The 14,729-nt window shown below is 60.5% G+C and carries 17 protein-coding genes and 1 pseudogene; 11 read left to right on the top strand and 7 right to left on the bottom strand.

Annotated features, from left to right (window positions below; genetic code table 11):
* Window positions 1-129 precede the first annotated feature (129 nt).
* From OC605_RS20410 to OC605_RS20365, 10 genes are all read left to right on the top strand, one after another.
* On the top strand, window positions 130-1,104 hold the full coding sequence (locus OC605_RS20410; protein ID WP_039759372.1) for a KpsF/GutQ family sugar-phosphate isomerase: 975 nt from the start codon (window positions 130-132) through the stop codon (window positions 1,102-1,104).
* Entirely contained in the window at window positions 1,104-1,628 is a 525-nt protein-coding gene (locus OC605_RS20405; RefSeq protein ID WP_016771677.1) for a KdsC family phosphatase, read from the top strand. The genes OC605_RS20410 and OC605_RS20405 overlap by 1 nt, the downstream gene beginning before the upstream one ends.
* Before the next feature lie 8 nt (window positions 1,629-1,636).
* Window positions 1,637-2,209 (top strand): LPS export ABC transporter periplasmic protein LptC, encoded by a 573-nt coding sequence (gene lptC / locus OC605_RS20400; protein WP_133334732.1) that lies wholly within the window; start codon window positions 1,637-1,639, stop codon window positions 2,207-2,209.
* Window positions 2,196-2,741 (top strand): lipopolysaccharide transport periplasmic protein LptA, encoded by a 546-nt coding sequence (lptA, locus tag OC605_RS20395; RefSeq protein ID WP_016771679.1) that lies wholly within the window; start codon window positions 2,196-2,198, stop codon window positions 2,739-2,741. The genes lptC and lptA overlap by 14 nt, the downstream gene beginning before the upstream one ends.
* A complete protein-coding gene (gene lptB, locus OC605_RS20390; RefSeq protein ID WP_024011621.1) occupies window positions 2,741-3,466 on the top strand; it encodes an LPS export ABC transporter ATP-binding protein in 726 nt (241 codons plus the stop codon). The genes lptA and lptB overlap by 1 nt, the downstream gene beginning before the upstream one ends.
* Window positions 3,467-3,632: 166 nt before the next feature.
* Window positions 3,633-5,123, top strand: a complete 1,491-nt coding sequence (locus OC605_RS20385; RefSeq protein ID WP_186568086.1) for an RNA polymerase factor sigma-54 — start codon at window positions 3,633-3,635, stop codon at window positions 5,121-5,123.
* 73 nt (window positions 5,124-5,196) lie between these two features.
* Window positions 5,197-5,505, top strand: coding sequence for a ribosome hibernation-promoting factor, HPF/YfiA family (gene hpf, locus OC605_RS20380; RefSeq protein ID WP_007912419.1), 309 nt, complete (start codon window positions 5,197-5,199; stop codon window positions 5,503-5,505).
* Between the two features lie 12 nt (window positions 5,506-5,517).
* Window positions 5,518-5,982, top strand: a complete 465-nt coding sequence (gene ptsN, locus OC605_RS20375) for a PTS IIA-like nitrogen regulatory protein PtsN (RefSeq protein ID WP_133334730.1) — start codon at window positions 5,518-5,520, stop codon at window positions 5,980-5,982.
* 2 nt (window positions 5,983-5,984) lie between these two features.
* A complete protein-coding gene (gene rapZ / locus OC605_RS20370) occupies window positions 5,985-6,842 on the top strand; it encodes an RNase adapter RapZ (protein ID WP_076565860.1) in 858 nt (285 codons plus the stop codon).
* Window positions 6,843-6,857: 15 nt separating this feature from the next.
* A complete protein-coding gene (locus tag OC605_RS20365; RefSeq protein ID WP_262139104.1) occupies window positions 6,858-7,133 on the top strand; it encodes an HPr family phosphocarrier protein in 276 nt (91 codons plus the stop codon).
* A 97-nt stretch (window positions 7,134-7,230) separates the two neighbouring features.
* On the opposite strand, the gene OC605_RS20360 is transcribed toward OC605_RS20365, so the two are convergent.
* The 6 genes from OC605_RS20360 to pmbA all read right to left on the bottom strand — a co-directional run bounded on the left by OC605_RS20360 (window position 7,231) and on the right by pmbA (window position 12,599).
* On the bottom strand, window positions 7,231-8,124 hold the full coding sequence (locus OC605_RS20360; RefSeq protein WP_262139103.1) for a ZIP family metal transporter: 894 nt from the start codon (window positions 8,122-8,124) through the stop codon (window positions 7,231-7,233).
* A gap of 30 nt (window positions 8,125-8,154) precedes the next feature.
* Window positions 8,155-8,766 (bottom strand): superoxide dismutase, encoded by a 612-nt coding sequence (locus OC605_RS20355; protein ID WP_262139101.1) that lies wholly within the window; start codon window positions 8,764-8,766, stop codon window positions 8,155-8,157.
* Window position 8,767: 1 nt separating this feature from the next.
* Complete coding sequence (locus tag OC605_RS20350; RefSeq protein ID WP_016771688.1) at window positions 8,768-9,208, bottom strand: hypothetical protein; 441 nt, start codon at window positions 9,206-9,208, stop codon at window positions 8,768-8,770.
* Window positions 9,209-9,235: 27 nt separating this feature from the next.
* Window positions 9,236-10,612, bottom strand: a complete 1,377-nt coding sequence (locus OC605_RS20345; protein WP_262139099.1) for a class II fumarate hydratase — start codon at window positions 10,610-10,612, stop codon at window positions 9,236-9,238.
* Window positions 10,593-11,000 (bottom strand): hypothetical protein, encoded by a 408-nt coding sequence (locus tag OC605_RS20340; RefSeq protein WP_016771690.1) that lies wholly within the window; start codon window positions 10,998-11,000, stop codon window positions 10,593-10,595. Before OC605_RS20340 ends, OC605_RS20345 begins: the two co-directional genes overlap by 20 nt.
* A 252-nt stretch (window positions 11,001-11,252) precedes the next feature.
* Window positions 11,253-12,599 (bottom strand): metalloprotease PmbA, encoded by a 1,347-nt coding sequence (gene pmbA, locus OC605_RS20335; protein ID WP_410056011.1) that lies wholly within the window; start codon window positions 12,597-12,599, stop codon window positions 11,253-11,255.
* 108 nt (window positions 12,600-12,707) lie between these two features.
* On the opposite strand from pmbA, the pseudogene yjgA reads away from it, so the two are divergent.
* Window positions 12,708-13,231, top strand: a pseudogene (yjgA, locus tag OC605_RS20330) (ribosome biogenesis factor YjgA).
* A 51-nt stretch (window positions 13,232-13,282) separates the two neighbouring features.
* Here yjgA and tldD read toward each other — a convergent pair.
* Complete coding sequence (gene tldD / locus OC605_RS20325; protein ID WP_016771693.1) at window positions 13,283-14,725, bottom strand: metalloprotease TldD; 1,443 nt, start codon at window positions 14,723-14,725, stop codon at window positions 13,283-13,285.
* Between the last annotated feature and the right edge of the window lie 4 nt (window positions 14,726-14,729).

The raw sequence follows: 14,729 nt of genomic DNA, 5'->3' as shown, positions 1-14,729 counted from the left end.
TGAAGAGGGCCCGAGCGAGTTTCAGAGGGTTTTGGTAACCAGTAATGACAAAGCACGTCGAACTTGCGTGAGGCTTTGCCACATAACCGCTATAATCGCCGCCTTTTCATCGGCCCATACGATTCTGACATGAGCAAAACCCGCGACCTGATTCAATCGGCACAACGCACCATCCGCCTCGAAGTGGAAGCCGTCCAAGGCTTGATGGCCCATATCGACGCCGATTTCGTACGCGCTTGCGAGATGATTCTGGCCAGCAAGGGCCGCGTGGTCGTGGTCGGCATGGGCAAATCCGGGCACATCGGAAACAAGATCGCCGCCACCCTGGCCAGCACCGGCACCCCGGCGTTTTTCGTGCATCCGGCCGAAGCCAGCCACGGCGACATGGGCATGATCACCCGCGACGACGTGATCCTGGCCCTGTCGAACTCTGGCTCGACCAATGAAATCGTGACTCTGCTGCCGTTGATCAAACGCCTGGGCATCCAGCTGATCAGCGTCACCGGTAATCCACAGTCGCCACTGGCGAAGGCTGCGGAAGTCAATCTCAATGTGCATGTCGAGCATGAAGCCTGCCCGTTGAATCTGGCGCCGACTTCTTCTACTACTGCAGCGCTGGTAATGGGCGATGCCCTGGCCGTGGCCCTGCTGGAAGCGCGTGGTTTCACCGCTGAAGACTTTGCCTTCTCGCATCCGGGTGGCGCCCTTGGCCGTCGCCTGCTGCTGAAAGTGGAAAACGTCATGCACGCCGGGCAGGAGCTGCCGCAAGTACAACGCGGCACCCTGCTCAAAGACGCGCTGATGGAAATGACCCGCAAGGGGCTGGGCATGACCGCTATCCTTGAAGCCGACGGCAAGCTCGCCGGGATCTTCACTGACGGTGATTTGCGCCGCACCCTGGATCGCGCCATCGACATCCGCAGCGCCACCATCGATCAGGTGATGACCGCACACGGCAAGACCGCCCGGCCCGACATGCTCGCCGCCGAAGCCCTGAAAATCATGGAAGACCATCGAATCAACGCCCTGGTAGTCGTCGACGAGGAGGATCGCCCGATCGGCGCCTTCAACCTCTCCGATCTGCTGCGCGCAGGAGTCATGTAATGAGCAACGATCTGCTGCAACGCGGCAAAGCGATCAAACTGGCAGTGTTCGACGTCGACGGTGTGCTCACCGACGGCCGCCTGTACTTTCTCGAGGACGGCAGCGAATTCAAGACCTTCAACACCCTCGACGGCCAGGGCATCAAGATGCTGATGAATGCCGGCGTACAAACCGCGATCATCAGCGGTCGCAAGACCCCGGTGGTCGAGCGCCGCGCGAAGAACCTCGGCATCCCGCATCTGTTTCAGGGGCGCGAAGACAAACTGGTGGTGCTCGACGGCCTGCTCGCGCAACTGGGCCTAAGCTATGAAGAAGTCGCCTATCTGGGTGACGATCTGCCAGACTTGCCGGTGATCCGCCGTGTAGGGCTGGGCATGGCGGTGGCCAACGCTGCCGATTTCGTCCGCGAACACGCCCACGGCGTTACCCGCGCCCGTGGCGGCGAAGGTGCCGCCCGCGAATTCTGCGAATTGATCCTGCGCGCCCAGGGCCGCCTCGAAGCGGCCAACGCCGCGTACCTGTGAGCCTGAACATGTTTAGCAAAAAGTTTCGCAACTTCCTGCTGTTCGGCTGCATCGCGGCAATCTTCGCTGCGGTCGGCTATTGGAACATCAGCCCGGAACGTTTCCTCGACAAACCGCCGGTCTCGACTGCCGAGAATCCGATCGACTGGTACGCGACCAACACGCATACCATTCAGTACCTGCCCGACGGTAAGGTGCAGTACGAGATGACTTCCGACAAGGCCGAGCACGTCAAGGCTACCGATATCACCCTGGTGACCAAGCCTGATTTGAACATGTACCGCGGCACCGACTTCCCATGGCACGTGACCAGTGAGCGCGGCGAAGTGAATTCGGGCGGTACCGAAGTGGAATTGATCGACTCGGTACGCGTACAGCGCACCGACGAGAAACAGCGCGGCACCCTGATCACCAGCACCCGCATGACCGTGTTCCCGCAGCAGGAATATGCGCAGACTGCGCAACCCGTTAGAATCGAGGGCGCTGGCGGTGTATCGACTGGCGTCGGAATGAAAGCGTACCTGAAGGACAGCAGGATACACCTGCAATCGAACGTAAGAGGACAGTATGAGGCTCGTTAAAACCCTCCCTATTTTGCTCAGTCTGGGCGCAGCACTGGGAAGCGCGAGCGCCTGGTCCCTGCCGAACGATCAGCAGCAGCCTATCCGCATTCAGGCCGACGACGCGCAACTGGACGACAAGAATGGCATCGCCACCTATAAAGGTGACGTGATCATTACCCAGGGTTCGATGATCGTCAAAGGCAATACCGTGACCATGACGCGCGCGCCCAATGGCGACATCGACGTGGTGACCTCGGTGGGCAACCTTGCTTACTTCGAGCAGCTGCAGACCCAGGGCGACGCCAACCCGGTCAAGGGCTACGGCGTGACGATTCAATACCACGCCCAGCAGAACCGGGTGGTGCTGATCGACAAGGCCAAGGTTATCGACAAGGATAACAACGTCACCCAGGGCGAAAAAATCGTCTACGACACCGTGAAGAAACTGGCCAGCGCCGGTCGCGCCACGGGCAGCAAGGTCACCGAATCGCGTCCGCGCATCGACATGGTGATCCAGCCGAAGAAGAAAACCGAAGAGAAATCCCAGTAATGGCAACTCTGAAAGCTCAGCACCTGGCCAAGGCCTATAAAAGCCGCCAGGTCGTGCGTGACGTCAGCCTGTCGATCGACAGCGGGCAGATCGTCGGCTTGCTCGGCCCGAACGGCGCCGGCAAGACCACGTGCTTCTACATGATCGTCGGCCTGGTGCAGGCGGATCAGGGCCGCGTGCTGATCGATGATCTGGACGTCAGCCACCAGCCGATGCACGGCCGCGCCAAGGCCGGTATCGGCTATCTGCCGCAAGAAGCGTCGATCTTCCGCAAACTGTCGGTCGCCGACAACATCATGGCGATCCTTGAGACACGCCCGGAGCTCGACAAGGCCGGTCGTCGCAAGGAGCTGGAAAGCCTGCTGCAGGAGTTCCACATCAGCCACATCCGCGACAACCTCGGCATGAGCCTGTCCGGTGGTGAGCGCCGCCGAGTGGAAATCGCTCGTGCCCTGGCCACTGCGCCGAAATTCATCCTGCTCGACGAACCGTTCGCCGGTGTCGACCCGATCTCGGTCGGCGACATCAAGCAGATCATCCATCACCTCAAGGCCAAGGGCATCGGTGTGCTGATCACCGACCACAACGTCCGTGAAACCCTGGATATCTGCGAAACCGCTTACATCGTCAACGACGGTCAACTGATCGCTGAAGGCGATGCCGAGACCATCCTGGCCAACGATCTGGTCAAGGAAGTGTATCTGGGTCACGAGTTCCGCCTGTAAGCGCGACAGCGCTGTATCGATTCAAGGCGCATTTATCCGCTTTAATTGTTACAGCGCTCTAGGCAAACACTTCAGTTTCAGGCATATAATTTGCTTAAGTTTGGCGCTTCGGCGCCCTGTAGTGGATGGCGCAAAGCGCCGGCGAATAAGGTGTTAAGCCCCTGCCATGAAACCATCGCTAGTCTTGAGAATGGGCCAGCAGCTGACGATGACACCGCAGCTGCAACAGGCCATCCGCCTGCTCCAATTGTCGACCCTGGACCTGCAACAGGAGATCCAGGAGGCTCTGGAATCCAATCCGATGCTCGAGCGCCAGGAAGAAGGCGACGACTTCGACAACGCCGATCCTCTGGCCGACAACGCCGAACAGAAGCCCGCCGAAATCCAGGAACCCTCCTACCAGGAAACCGCCCCGACGGTGGACAACCTCGAGGATGGCGAATGGAACGAGCGCATCCCCAACGAACTGCCAGTAGATACCGCCTGGGAAGACGTCTACCAGACCAGCGCCAGTAGCCTGCCGAGCAGCGATGACGATGAGTGGGATTTCACCACCCGCACGTCCGCCGGCGAGAGCCTGCAGAGCCATCTGCTCTGGCAACTGAACCTGGCGCCGATGTCCGACACCGATCGCCTGATCGCCGTCACCCTGATCGACTGCATCAACAATCAGGGCTATCTGGACGAAACACTCGAAGAAATTCTTGAAGCGTTCGATCCTGAACTGGACATCGAGCTCGACGAGATCGAAGCCGTCCTGCATCGCATCCAGCAATTCGAGCCCGCCGGTATCGGCGCCCGCAACCTCAGCGAATGCCTGCTGCTGCAACTTCGCCAGTTGCCAGCCAAAACACCGTGGTTGGCCGAGGCCAAGCGCCTCGTCGCCGATTACATCGACCTGCTCGGCAGCCGCGATTACAGCCAGTTGATGCGCCGGATGAAGCTCAAGGAAGACGAGCTGCGCCAGGTCATCGAACTGGTGCAGAGTCTCAATCCGCGTCCGGGCTCGCAGATCGAGTCGACCGAAGCCGAATACGTCATTCCCGATGTGATCGTGCGCAAGGACAACGAGCGCTGGCTGGTCGAGCTGAACCAGGAATCGGTGCCCCGCCTTCGCGTCAACGCCCAATACGCCGGTTTTGTGAAGCGTGCCGACACCAGCGCCGACAACACCTTCATGCGTAATCAATTGCAGGAAGCCCGCTGGTTCATCAAGAGCCTGCAGAGCCGCAACGAAACCCTGATGAAAGTGGCCACGCAGATCGTCGAACATCAGCGCGGTTTCCTCGAATACGGCGACGAAGCGATGAAGCCGTTGGTATTGCATGACATCGCCGAAGCGGTCGGCATGCACGAATCGACGATTTCCCGGGTGACCACGCAAAAATTCATGCATACCCCGCGCGGTATTTATGAGCTGAAATACTTTTTCTCCAGCCACGTCAGCACCGCCGAAGGCGGCGAATGCTCGTCCACGGCGATCCGCGCGATCATCAAAAAACTGGTCGCTGCGGAAAATCAGAAAAAGCCGTTGAGTGACAGCAAGATCGCTGGTTTACTGGAGGCACAAGGCATTCAGGTGGCTCGCCGCACCGTCGCCAAGTACCGCGAATCCCTCGGAATCGCGCCTTCGAGCGAACGCAAGCGGTTGATGTAAGCCACGTTACAGCGTTCCAGTGGCAGGCTTTTCGGCCTGCCGCTTTATGCACTGGCAACGAAGGAGAAGCTGTATGCAAGTCAACATCAGTGGACACCAACTGGAAGTGACCCAACCTCTGCGTTCCTACATCGAGGAAAAACTCCAACGACTGGAGCGACATTTCGACAAGATCACCAACGTGCAGGTCACGATGTGCGTCGAAAAGCTGAAGCAGAAGATCGAAGCCACCTTGCATATCCCCGGCAGCGAAGTGGTCGCCAACGCAGAAGATACCGACATGTATGCTGCGATCGACTCACTCACCGACAAGCTGGATCGCCAACTCAAAAAGCATAAGGAAAAGACCCAGAGCCTCCTCCAGGGCGCGACCGGTCGTTAACACCCCTATCCCATGATCCGACTTGAAACCATCCTGACCCCCGGCCGTTCCCAAGTGAACGCGCCGGGCGGCAGCAAGAAAAAAGCCCTCGAACAGATTGCCAACCTGATCCACCGCGAAGTACCGGATCTGGCGATGCAGGATGTCTTCGAGGCGCTGATCGCCCGTGAAAAACTCGGTTCCACCGGTTTTGGCAACGGCATCGCCATTCCCCACTGCCGCCTCAAGGGCTGCGCGGGGCCAGTGAGTGCCCTGTTGCACCTCGAAGCCCCGATCGATTTCGACGCCATCGACGGCGCCCCGGTGGACCTGCTGTTCGTGCTGCTGGTCCCGGAAGCCGCTACCGATGCGCATCTGGAATTATTGCGCCAGATTGCGAGCATGCTAGACCGCAAGGAAGTGCGCGAAAAACTGCGCAGCGCTCCGAGCAACGAAGCCTTGTACCAGGTTGTAGTGGACGAGCAGAACGGGCACTAATCATGCGTTTGATCATTGTCAGTGGCCGTTCGGGCTCGGGTAAAAGTACCGCCCTGAATGTCCTTGAGGACAACGGCTACTACTGCATCGACAATCTGCCGGCCGGTTTGCTGCCAGAACTGGCCGAGCGTGCGCTGATTCACACGGAGCTGGCGCAGCCGCTGGTCGCCGTGTCGATCGATGCACGCAACCTGCCCAGCCATCTGTCACGCTTTCCAGAATTGCTCGAAGACGTGCGTGCCAAGCATATCAAGTGCGATGTGTTGTACCTGGACGCCGACGAAGAAACCTTGCTCAAGCGTTTTTCCGAGACCCGTCGTCGTCACCCGCTAAGCAACGCCAATCGCTCACTGGCCGAGGCGATTCACGATGAAACCGCCCTGCTCGGCCCGATCGCCGATCTGGCTGACCTGAAAATCAACACCACCAACCTCAATCTGTATCAACTGCGCGATACCTTGAAGTTGCGCCTGTTGAATCAGCCTGAGCCCGGCACGGCGTTTCTGGTTGAATCATTTGGCTTCAAGCGCGGCATGCCAGTCGATGCCGATCTGGTCTTCGATGTGCGCTGCCTGCCCAATCCGTACTGGAAACCGGAGCTGCGCGCGCAATCGGGCCTTGATGCACCGGTGGCCGAGTATCTGGCGCAGCAGCCGGATGTCGAAGAAATGTATCAGGACATCTACGCCTACCTGAACAAGTGGCTGCCACGTTTCGCCGCCAGCAACCGCGCCTACGTGACCATTGCCATCGGCTGCACCGGCGGGCACCACCGCTCCGTCTACCTGACCGAACGTCTGGGCCAGGCCCTGCAGAAAACCCTGAAGAACGTCCAGGTTCGCCACCGCGACCTCACCTAAAGGATTCACACCGCGATGCCTGCTCGTGAAATCGAAATCATCAATAAGCTGGGTCTGCACGCTCGGGCATCGGCCAAATTTGTCGGCGTAGCGGGTCAGTATCCAGACTGCACGATCAGAGTGGGTCGCACGCCGGAGACGACTGTCGACGGCAAGAGCATCATGGCGATGATGATGCTCGCCGCCGGCAAGGGCACCAAAATTTATTTGAGCACCGAAGGCGAACACGCTCAGGAAGCCATGGACGCTTTGGTGCAGCTGATCAACAATTACTTCGATGAAGGTGGTTGAAAGTCAAAAGCAAAAAGATCGCAGCCTTCGGCAGCTCCTACATTGGAATACGTTCTCATGTAGGAGCTGCCGAAGGCTGCGATCTTTTGATCCTCTTTCACCCCAACGCCGTATCCATCACCATCATCAGACAAAACCCGACCAACAGGCCCAGACTGGCCAGTTTGTCATGCCCATGACGACGCGACTCCGGAATCACTTCGTGGGTCACCACCAGCAACATCGCCCCGGCCGCCAATGCCAGCCCCAGCGGCAACAGCACTTGAGCCAGACTCACCAGCCATGCGCATAACAGTGCAAATACCGGTTCGACCAGCCCAGACGCCGCGCCAATCAAAAATGCCCTGACCCGCGACATCCCTGCCCCGGCCAGCACCAACGCAATCACCAGTCCTTCCGGCACATCCTGCAACGCAATGCCCATCGCCAGACTGTCGGCGTCCGCCATCCCGCCGCCGGCAGATACGCCAACCGCCATGCCTTCTGGAATGTTGTGCGCGATGATGGCGAACACGAACAGCCAGATTCGCGGGGGAATCAGCGGATGCTCCAGCGTGCCGACGAGCATCTGCGGCGAGGCACCGCAAACGCGCCGATCCACCAGATACAGACCGAACGCGCCGAGCAGGATGCCGAAGCAGATCAGACTACTGGCGGCCCACGGCGTCAGACCAAGACTCTCCGCCGCAGCAATGCCCGGCACGATCAGCGAAAACGCCGTCGCCGCCAGCATCACCCCGGCACCAAATCCGAGCAAGGTGTCGCTGAGTGCCTGCGGCATGCGCCGGATCACCAGCACCGGCACTGCGCCAAGCGCCGTCCCCAACGCGCAGATGGCACCGCCCTGCAAGGCGCGCAACAGCCGCGGTTCCAGATTCAGCCACTGCAAACCGTGGGCGACCAGCAAAGTCACCCCCGCCAGCAGCAACAGCGAGCCCACCGCGTAACGAAACATGCGCCCGCTGCCAATCGCCAGTGTTTCCGTGCCCATAGTCAGCCCTGGATTGTTTTTATTGAAGGCTTAAACCAGTGCGGCCTGATAGCGCGCAGCAACTTCCGGCCAGTTGATTACGTTGTAGAACGCGTTGATGTATGCCGGGCGACGGTTCTGGTAGCGCAGGTAGTAGGCGTGCTCCCAGACGTCGAGACCGAGGATGGGGGTATTGCCGTTCATCAACGGGCTGTCCTGATTGCCGCTGCTTTCCACGACCAGTTTTTTCTCCGGTGTCACGCTCAGCCAGGCCCAACCGCTGCCGAAACGGGTCAGCGCGGCTTTGGTGAACGCTTCCTTGAAACTGTCGAGTCCGCCCAGTTGCTCGTCGATGGCCTCGGCCAGCGCGCCGTCGGGCTTGCCGCCTCCGTTGGGCACCATCACTTCCCAGAACAGCGAGTGATTGGCGTGACCGCCGCCCTGATTGATCACCGCCGCGCGAAGCTTTTCCGGCAGTTGCTGGACGCTGGCGACGAGTTTTTCCACCGGCCACTCGGCGAATTCGGTGCCTTCCACGGCGGCGTTGAGATTGTTGATGTAGGTCTGGTGATGCTTGGTGTAATGGATTTCCATGGTCTGCGCATCGATGTGCGGCTCGAGGGCATCGTAGGCGTAGGGCAAGGCAGGCAAGGTAAAAGCCATTTCAGTGGACTCCATACTGATGGGGATTTGAGGCGCGGCGGGCATTGCCGGTGTCCGGATGCAGCAGGCGCTGGGTGCGCGGGTACTCGCCGTGCTCGCTGATGAAATTCAACAGTTCGACGTAGGTCTTGCTGCTCTGGCGCAACGCCGCCTCACGCAGGGCCGGGCGCAGGCGTTCGTCCTGCATGGTCTGCAACAAACGTTGATGGATAGCGCACAGGTATTCGGCGCTCTCCTCCGGTTGGTTCAGGCGCAAATGCAGGTCGGCGAGGTTGTGATGAGAGACGACGCAGGCCGCCACCGCTTCGTCGGCATCCGCCCAGCGTTCGAACAACACTTGCGCCAGGGCCAGGGCTTGCAGGTAAGCCTCGCGGGCGTCGATCAGTTCGCCCAGCATGAAGCAGCGATTGGCCCGTTCGATCGTGCGTTTCCAGTGCTCCATGGTGAGCCTCCAAAGCGGTTACGGGGTTTACACGCCGCCGGCGGTGAGCTTCTCGGGGTTGAGCAACTCTTCCAGCTGGCTGCGCGACAGGTCGGTGTGTTCCAGGGCGACGTCGATCACCGCGCGGCCTTCCTTGTAGGCCTGCTTGGCGATTTCGGCGGCTTTCTGGTAACCGATGATGGGGTTGAGCGCGGTGACCAGAATCGGGTTGCGCGACAACGCTTCTTGCAAGCGCGATTCGTTGACCTTGAAAGTAGCGATTGCCTTGTCACCGAGCAGGCGACTGGAATTGGCCAGCAGTTCGATGCTGCTCAGCAGGTTCTGCGCGATGATCGGCAACATCACGTTCAGTTCGAAATTGCCGGATTGGCCGGCCACGGTGATCACCGAGTCATTGCCGATCACTTGCGCAGCGACCATCGCGGTGGCTTCCGGGATCACCGGGTTGACCTTGCCGGGCATGATCGATGAACCCGGTTGCAGCGCTTGCAGTTCAATTTCGCCGAGGCCGGCCAGGGGACCTGAGTTCATCCAGCGCACGTCGTTGGCGATTTTCATCAGCGACACCGCAGTAGCTTTGAGCTGGCCGGAGACAGAGACCGCAGTGTCCTGCGAGCCAATCAGCGCGAACAGGTCCTTGCCCGGGGTGAACTGCACGTCGGTCAGTTGGCTCAGATGCCGACTGAATCGCGCGGCGAACTCCGGATGCGCATTGATCCCGGTACCGACCGCAGTGCCGCCCTGCGCCAGCGCTTGCAGGCTCGGCAGCAGGTCCTGCAGATGCGCGATGTTGGCCTTGAGCTGCTGCGCCCAACCGTTGAGCACCTGGCTCATGCGCACCGGCATCGCGTCCATCAGGTGAGTGCGCCCGGTCTTCACATGGTGATGCACTTGCTCGGCCTTGCGCTCGATCACCTGGACCAGATGCAACAGCGCCGGCAGCAATTGTTCATGCAGCGCCAGCGCGGCGCTGACGTGGATGGTGGTCGGGATGATGTCGTTGCTGCTTTGCCCGCAGTTGACATGATCGTTGGCGTTGACCGGCTCGCCGAGCATGCGGCTGGCCAGCGTCGCGATCACTTCGTTGGCGTTCATGTTCGAGCTGGTGCCGGACCCGGTCTGGAAGATATCCACCGGGAAATGCTGCATGAAATCGCCTTCGAGCAGGCCTTGCGCGGCATCACTGATGGCTTTGCCCTGGGCCGCGCTGATCTGGTTCAGCTCAACGTTGGCCCGGGCAGCGGCGGCTTTGGCGAGGATCAGCACGCGGATGAACTGCGTCGGCATCGGCTTGCCGCTGATCGGGAAGTTGTCCACGGCGCGCTGGGTCTGCGCGCCATAGAGCGCATCGACCGGCACCTGCAGTTCGCCCATGCTGTCGCGCTCAATACGTGTCTTGGTCATGCGAATGTCCTTGCAGCAAATCAATGAGAGGAATCGACGGTTGCAACTCGCAAGTGGCGAGCTGCCAGGTGTAGCGTTGCCAGCGCCGCAAGCGGCATTGGCATAGCGACAGGCGCTCCATTTCACGCAAGGGACGCCAGGCTTGATCGAGACAGACGCTGCGCCAGTGCCACGGCAACGCGATGTCGGTGGCGGTATCGAGCAGCAGACGGAAAGACGTTTCGGCGACAGTCCAGGGCGAAGTGGCTGTGCAACAGGACAGATAGCGCCCTTCGGCGAGGTAGTGTTCGATCAGGCGCGGTTCGTCAGGATCCAGCGCGCAACGGATCTGGCGGCTCATCCAGCGCCAGCTTTCGAGGTAGGGCTGCTCGTGCAAGGCAGAACTCATGATCCGGGACTCGTTCGGAGATGAGATTTATTATTAGATGATAATGATAACCAACACAAGCACTCGAGTTTGCGCTGCTCACTTGTGGGAGTTAGCCTGCTCGCGAATGCGCTGTGTCAGTCAGCACATTTACAACTGATCCATCGTTTTCGCGAGCAGGCTCGCTCCCACAGGGGATTTGTGCGAAGCGAATTAAAAAGGCGCGCCATCCAGAACGGATGGCGCGCCTTTTTTTGTTGGCGGATTCGCGGCTTAGCTGCCGGCGACAGTCATCCGCTCGATCAATACCGAGCCGGTGCGGATGTTGCTGCGCAGCTCCCGATCATTACCCACCGCGACAATCTGCTTGAACATGTCGCGCATGTTGCCGGCGATGGTCACTTCCTGCACGGCGAACTGGATCTCGCCGTTTTCCACCCAGAAGCCTGCCGCACCGCGCGAATAGTCGCCGGTGACCATGTTCAGGCCGTGGCCCATCAATTCGGTGACCAGCAGTCCTCGGCCCATGCGCTTCAACAGCGCTGCCTGATCCTCGTCGCCATGGGTGACGAACAGGTTGTGCACGCCGCCCGCATTGGCGGTGCTCGGCATGCCCAGTTTGCGCCCGGAGTAGGTACCGAGAATGTACGAGACCAACTCGCCCTTTTCGACGAATGGTTTCGCGTAAGTGGCCAGGCCATCACCGTCGTAGGAAGCACTGCCCATGGCACGCATCAGATGCGGACGCTCATCGATGGTCAGCCATTCCGGGAACAGCTTCTGCCCGAGGGTGCCTTCGAGAAACGACGATTTGCGATACAGGCTGCCGCCCGAAACGGCCGAGAGGAAGCTGCCGAACAGACCGCCCGCCAGTTCGGCGGAAAACAGTACCGGCACCTCGCATGTCGGCACCGGCCGCGCGCCCAGACGGCTGGCTGCACGTTGCGCGGCACGCTGGCCGATGCTCACCGGATCGGCGAGCAGACTGCCCTGGCGATTGACGTCATACCAGTAATCACGCTGCATCTGACCGTCGGCTTCGGCGATCATCACGCAACTCAGGCTGTGCCGGGTCGATGCGTAACCGCCGATGAAACCGTGGCTGTTGCCGTAAACCCGGCAGCCCTGATGGGTGCTGAGGGTGGTGCCGTCGGCGTTCTTGATCCGCGCATCGGCATCGAACGCCGCGGCCTCGCAGAGCAAAGCCTTCTCGATGGCCTGCTCCGGGGTGATGTCCCACTCGTGGAACAGGTCGAAATCCTGCACATCCCTGGCCATCAGCGCCGCATCGGCCAGACCCGAGGCTTCGTCCTCGGAGGTGTGTTTGGCGATGGCCAGTGCTGCTGCGACGGTTTCACGAATCGCCTCCGGCCCGGTGGCCGAGGTGCTGGCCGAGCCTTTGCGCTGGCCGACGTACAGAGTGATGCCAAAACCCTGATCACGGTTGAATTCAACGGTTTCGACCTCGCGCTGACGCACCGAAGTCGACAGGCCTTGCTCCAGCGACACCGCGACTTCACAGGCGCTGGCGCCCTGGCGCTTGGCTTCGGCGATGATCTGCTCGACCTGTTCTTGCAGTGCCGGCAATGCCTGCGGGCCGACGCTTTGAACTGCACTCATGCTCATCTCCACTCAAATTCTGCTTTCGGCTGGGGTCATCGAGCGACCGGGCCGGACAAGCGGCCCCCGACTGGTTATCATGGCGGCGTTTCTTTGCGGACTGCCACCATGGTTGATTCTTACGACGACTCCCTCGATACGGGAGAAAAAAGCAAATCTCAGGTCAAACGCGAGTTGCATGCGCTGGTTGACCTCGGCGAGCGCCTGACCACACTCAAGCCTGATCTGGTCGCCAAACTGCCGTTGACCGACGCTTTGCGCCGGGCATTGGCCGATGCGCCAAGCACACCGCGAACATCGCGCGTAAACGGCATTTGCAGTTCATCGGCAAACTGATGCGCGACCAGGACACTGACGCGATTCTGACTCTGCTCGATCAACTCGATGCCTCCACTCGCCAGTACAACGAGCGTTTCCATAATCTGGAACGCTGGCGTGACCGCCTGATCGCGGGCGATGACGCCGTGCTGGAGAAATTCGTCATCGAGTATCCGGACGCCGATCGCCAGCAATTGCGTTCCCTGATCCGGCAGGCCCAGCATGAGGTTGCGCAAAACAAACCGCCTGCTTCGAGCCGCAAGATCTTCAAATACATTCGGGAGCTGGACGAGACTCAACGCGGCCTGCGTTGAAAATCGCCACCGGGTGGCCGTCCTGCGCGCCACCCGAAAGCCCCGCCTCTCTTATGCGCCCGTGCCACCCACGGTAATCGCATCGATTTTCAGCGTTGGCTGGCCGACACCCACCGGCACCGACTGCCCATCCTTGCCACACGTACCCACACCGCTGTCCAGCGCCAGATCGTTACCGACCATCGACACCCGGCTCATCGCCTCGGGGCCGTTGCCGATCAACGTCGCGCCTTTGACCGGTGCGGTGATCTTGCCGTCTTCGATCAGGTAGGCCTCGCTGGTCGAGAACACGAACTTGCCGCTGGTGATATCGACCTGACCGCCACCGAGGTTGGCGCAGTAGATGCCCTTCTTCACCGAGGCGATGATTTCTGCCGGATCGCTTTCGCCACCGAGCATGTAGGTGTTGGTCATGCGGGGCATCGGCAGGTGCGCATAGGATTCGCGACGACCGTTACCGGTGCGTGCTACGCCCATCAGCCGCGCGTTGAGCTTGTCTTGCATGTAGCCCTTGAGTACGCCGTTTTCGATCAGCGTAGTGCACTCGGTCGGCGTGCCTTCGTCATCGACGCTCAGCGAACCGCGACGGCCGCTCAAGGTGCCGTCATCGACGATGGTGCATAACTTGGAGGCAACCATTTCGCCCATGCGCCCGCTGTAGGCCGAGCTGCCCTTGCGGTTGAAGTCGCCTTCCAGACCGTGACCGACCGCTTCGTGCAGCAGCACGCCGGACCAGCCGGAACCCAGCACCACCGGCAAGGTACCGGCCGGCGCCGGAATCGCTTCCAGATTGACCAGCGCCTGGCGCAGCGCTTCGCGGGCATAACCCATGGCGCGGTCTTCGGCGAGGAAGTAGCGGTAATCGGTACGCCCACCGCCGCCGTGCCCGCCGCGTTCGCGACGGCCATTCTGCTCAACGATGACGCTTACGTTGAAACGCACCAATGGGCGCACATCAGCGGCCAGGCCACCGTCGGTGGAGGCCACCAGAATCCGCTCCCAGACCCCGGCCATGCTCACGCTGACTTGCTGAATCCGTGGGTCGAGTGCGCGGGTGGCGACGTCGATGCGTTTGAGCAACTCGACTTTTTCCGCGCGGCTGAGCACTTCCAGCGGGTTATCCGGCGCGTACAGTTGCGCGACGTCCTGGCTGGTGAATGCCTGCACGGTGCCGTTCTGCCCGGCACGTGAGATCGAACGCGCGGCGCGGGCCGCTGCACCGAGGGCTTCAAGGGTGATCGCGTTGCTGTAGGCAAAACCGGTCTTCTCCCCGGACTGCGCGCGCACGCCGACACCCTGATCGAGGTTGAAGCTGCCTTCCTTGACGATGCCGTCTTCCAGCGCCCACGACTCGGAAATCTGGCCCTGGAAATACAGATCGGCGGCATCGATGCCCGGCCCGGCCAGATCGCCGAGCACGCCTTGCAGGCTCTCGATCGTGACACCGCCGGGTGCCAACAGGTGATCACTGACTGAGGACAACAACTCGCTCATAGGT

The sequence above is a fragment of the Pseudomonas sp. Marseille-Q5117 genome, assembly GCF_946901175.1.
In the GTDB taxonomy this organism is placed as follows: Bacteria; Pseudomonadota; Gammaproteobacteria; order Pseudomonadales; family Pseudomonadaceae; genus Aquipseudomonas; species Aquipseudomonas iranensis.
This window is presented reverse-complemented; position numbering and strand designations above follow the sequence as displayed.

Coding starts and splice junctions, on each gene's coding strand:
- OC605_RS20385 (WP_186568086.1), top strand. CDS start 3,633: ATGAAACCATCGCTAGTCTTGAGAATGGGCCAGCAGCTGACGATGACA.
- lptB (WP_024011621.1), top strand. CDS start 2,741: ATGGCAACTCTGAAAGCTCAGCACCTGGCCAAGGCCTATAAAAGCCGC.
- pmbA (WP_410056011.1), bottom strand. CDS start 12,599: ATGAGTGCAGTTCAAAGCGTCGGCCCGCAGGCATTGCCGGCACTGCAA.
- OC605_RS20365 (WP_262139104.1), top strand. CDS start 6,858: ATGCCTGCTCGTGAAATCGAAATCATCAATAAGCTGGGTCTGCACGCT.
- OC605_RS20340 (WP_016771690.1), bottom strand. CDS start 11,000: ATGAGTTCTGCCTTGCACGAGCAGCCCTACCTCGAAAGCTGGCGCTGG.
- OC605_RS20345 (WP_262139099.1), bottom strand. CDS start 10,612: ATGACCAAGACACGTATTGAGCGCGACAGCATGGGCGAACTGCAGGTG.
- rapZ (WP_076565860.1), top strand. CDS start 5,985: ATGCGTTTGATCATTGTCAGTGGCCGTTCGGGCTCGGGTAAAAGTACC.
- OC605_RS20355 (WP_262139101.1), bottom strand. CDS start 8,766: ATGGCTTTTACCTTGCCTGCCTTGCCCTACGCCTACGATGCCCTCGAG.
- OC605_RS20360 (WP_262139103.1), bottom strand. CDS start 8,124: ATGGGCACGGAAACACTGGCGATTGGCAGCGGGCGCATGTTTCGTTAC.
- lptC (WP_133334732.1), top strand. CDS start 1,637: ATGTTTAGCAAAAAGTTTCGCAACTTCCTGCTGTTCGGCTGCATCGCG.
- OC605_RS20350 (WP_016771688.1), bottom strand. CDS start 9,208: ATGGAGCACTGGAAACGCACGATCGAACGGGCCAATCGCTGCTTCATG.
- hpf (WP_007912419.1), top strand. CDS start 5,197: ATGCAAGTCAACATCAGTGGACACCAACTGGAAGTGACCCAACCTCTG.
- ptsN (WP_133334730.1), top strand. CDS start 5,518: ATGATCCGACTTGAAACCATCCTGACCCCCGGCCGTTCCCAAGTGAAC.
- OC605_RS20405 (WP_016771677.1), top strand. CDS start 1,104: ATGAGCAACGATCTGCTGCAACGCGGCAAAGCGATCAAACTGGCAGTG.
- tldD (WP_016771693.1), bottom strand. CDS start 14,725: ATGAGCGAGTTGTTGTCCTCAGTCAGTGATCACCTGTTGGCACCCGGC.
- OC605_RS20410 (WP_039759372.1), top strand. CDS start 130: ATGAGCAAAACCCGCGACCTGATTCAATCGGCACAACGCACCATCCGC.
- lptA (WP_016771679.1), top strand. CDS start 2,196: ATGAGGCTCGTTAAAACCCTCCCTATTTTGCTCAGTCTGGGCGCAGCA.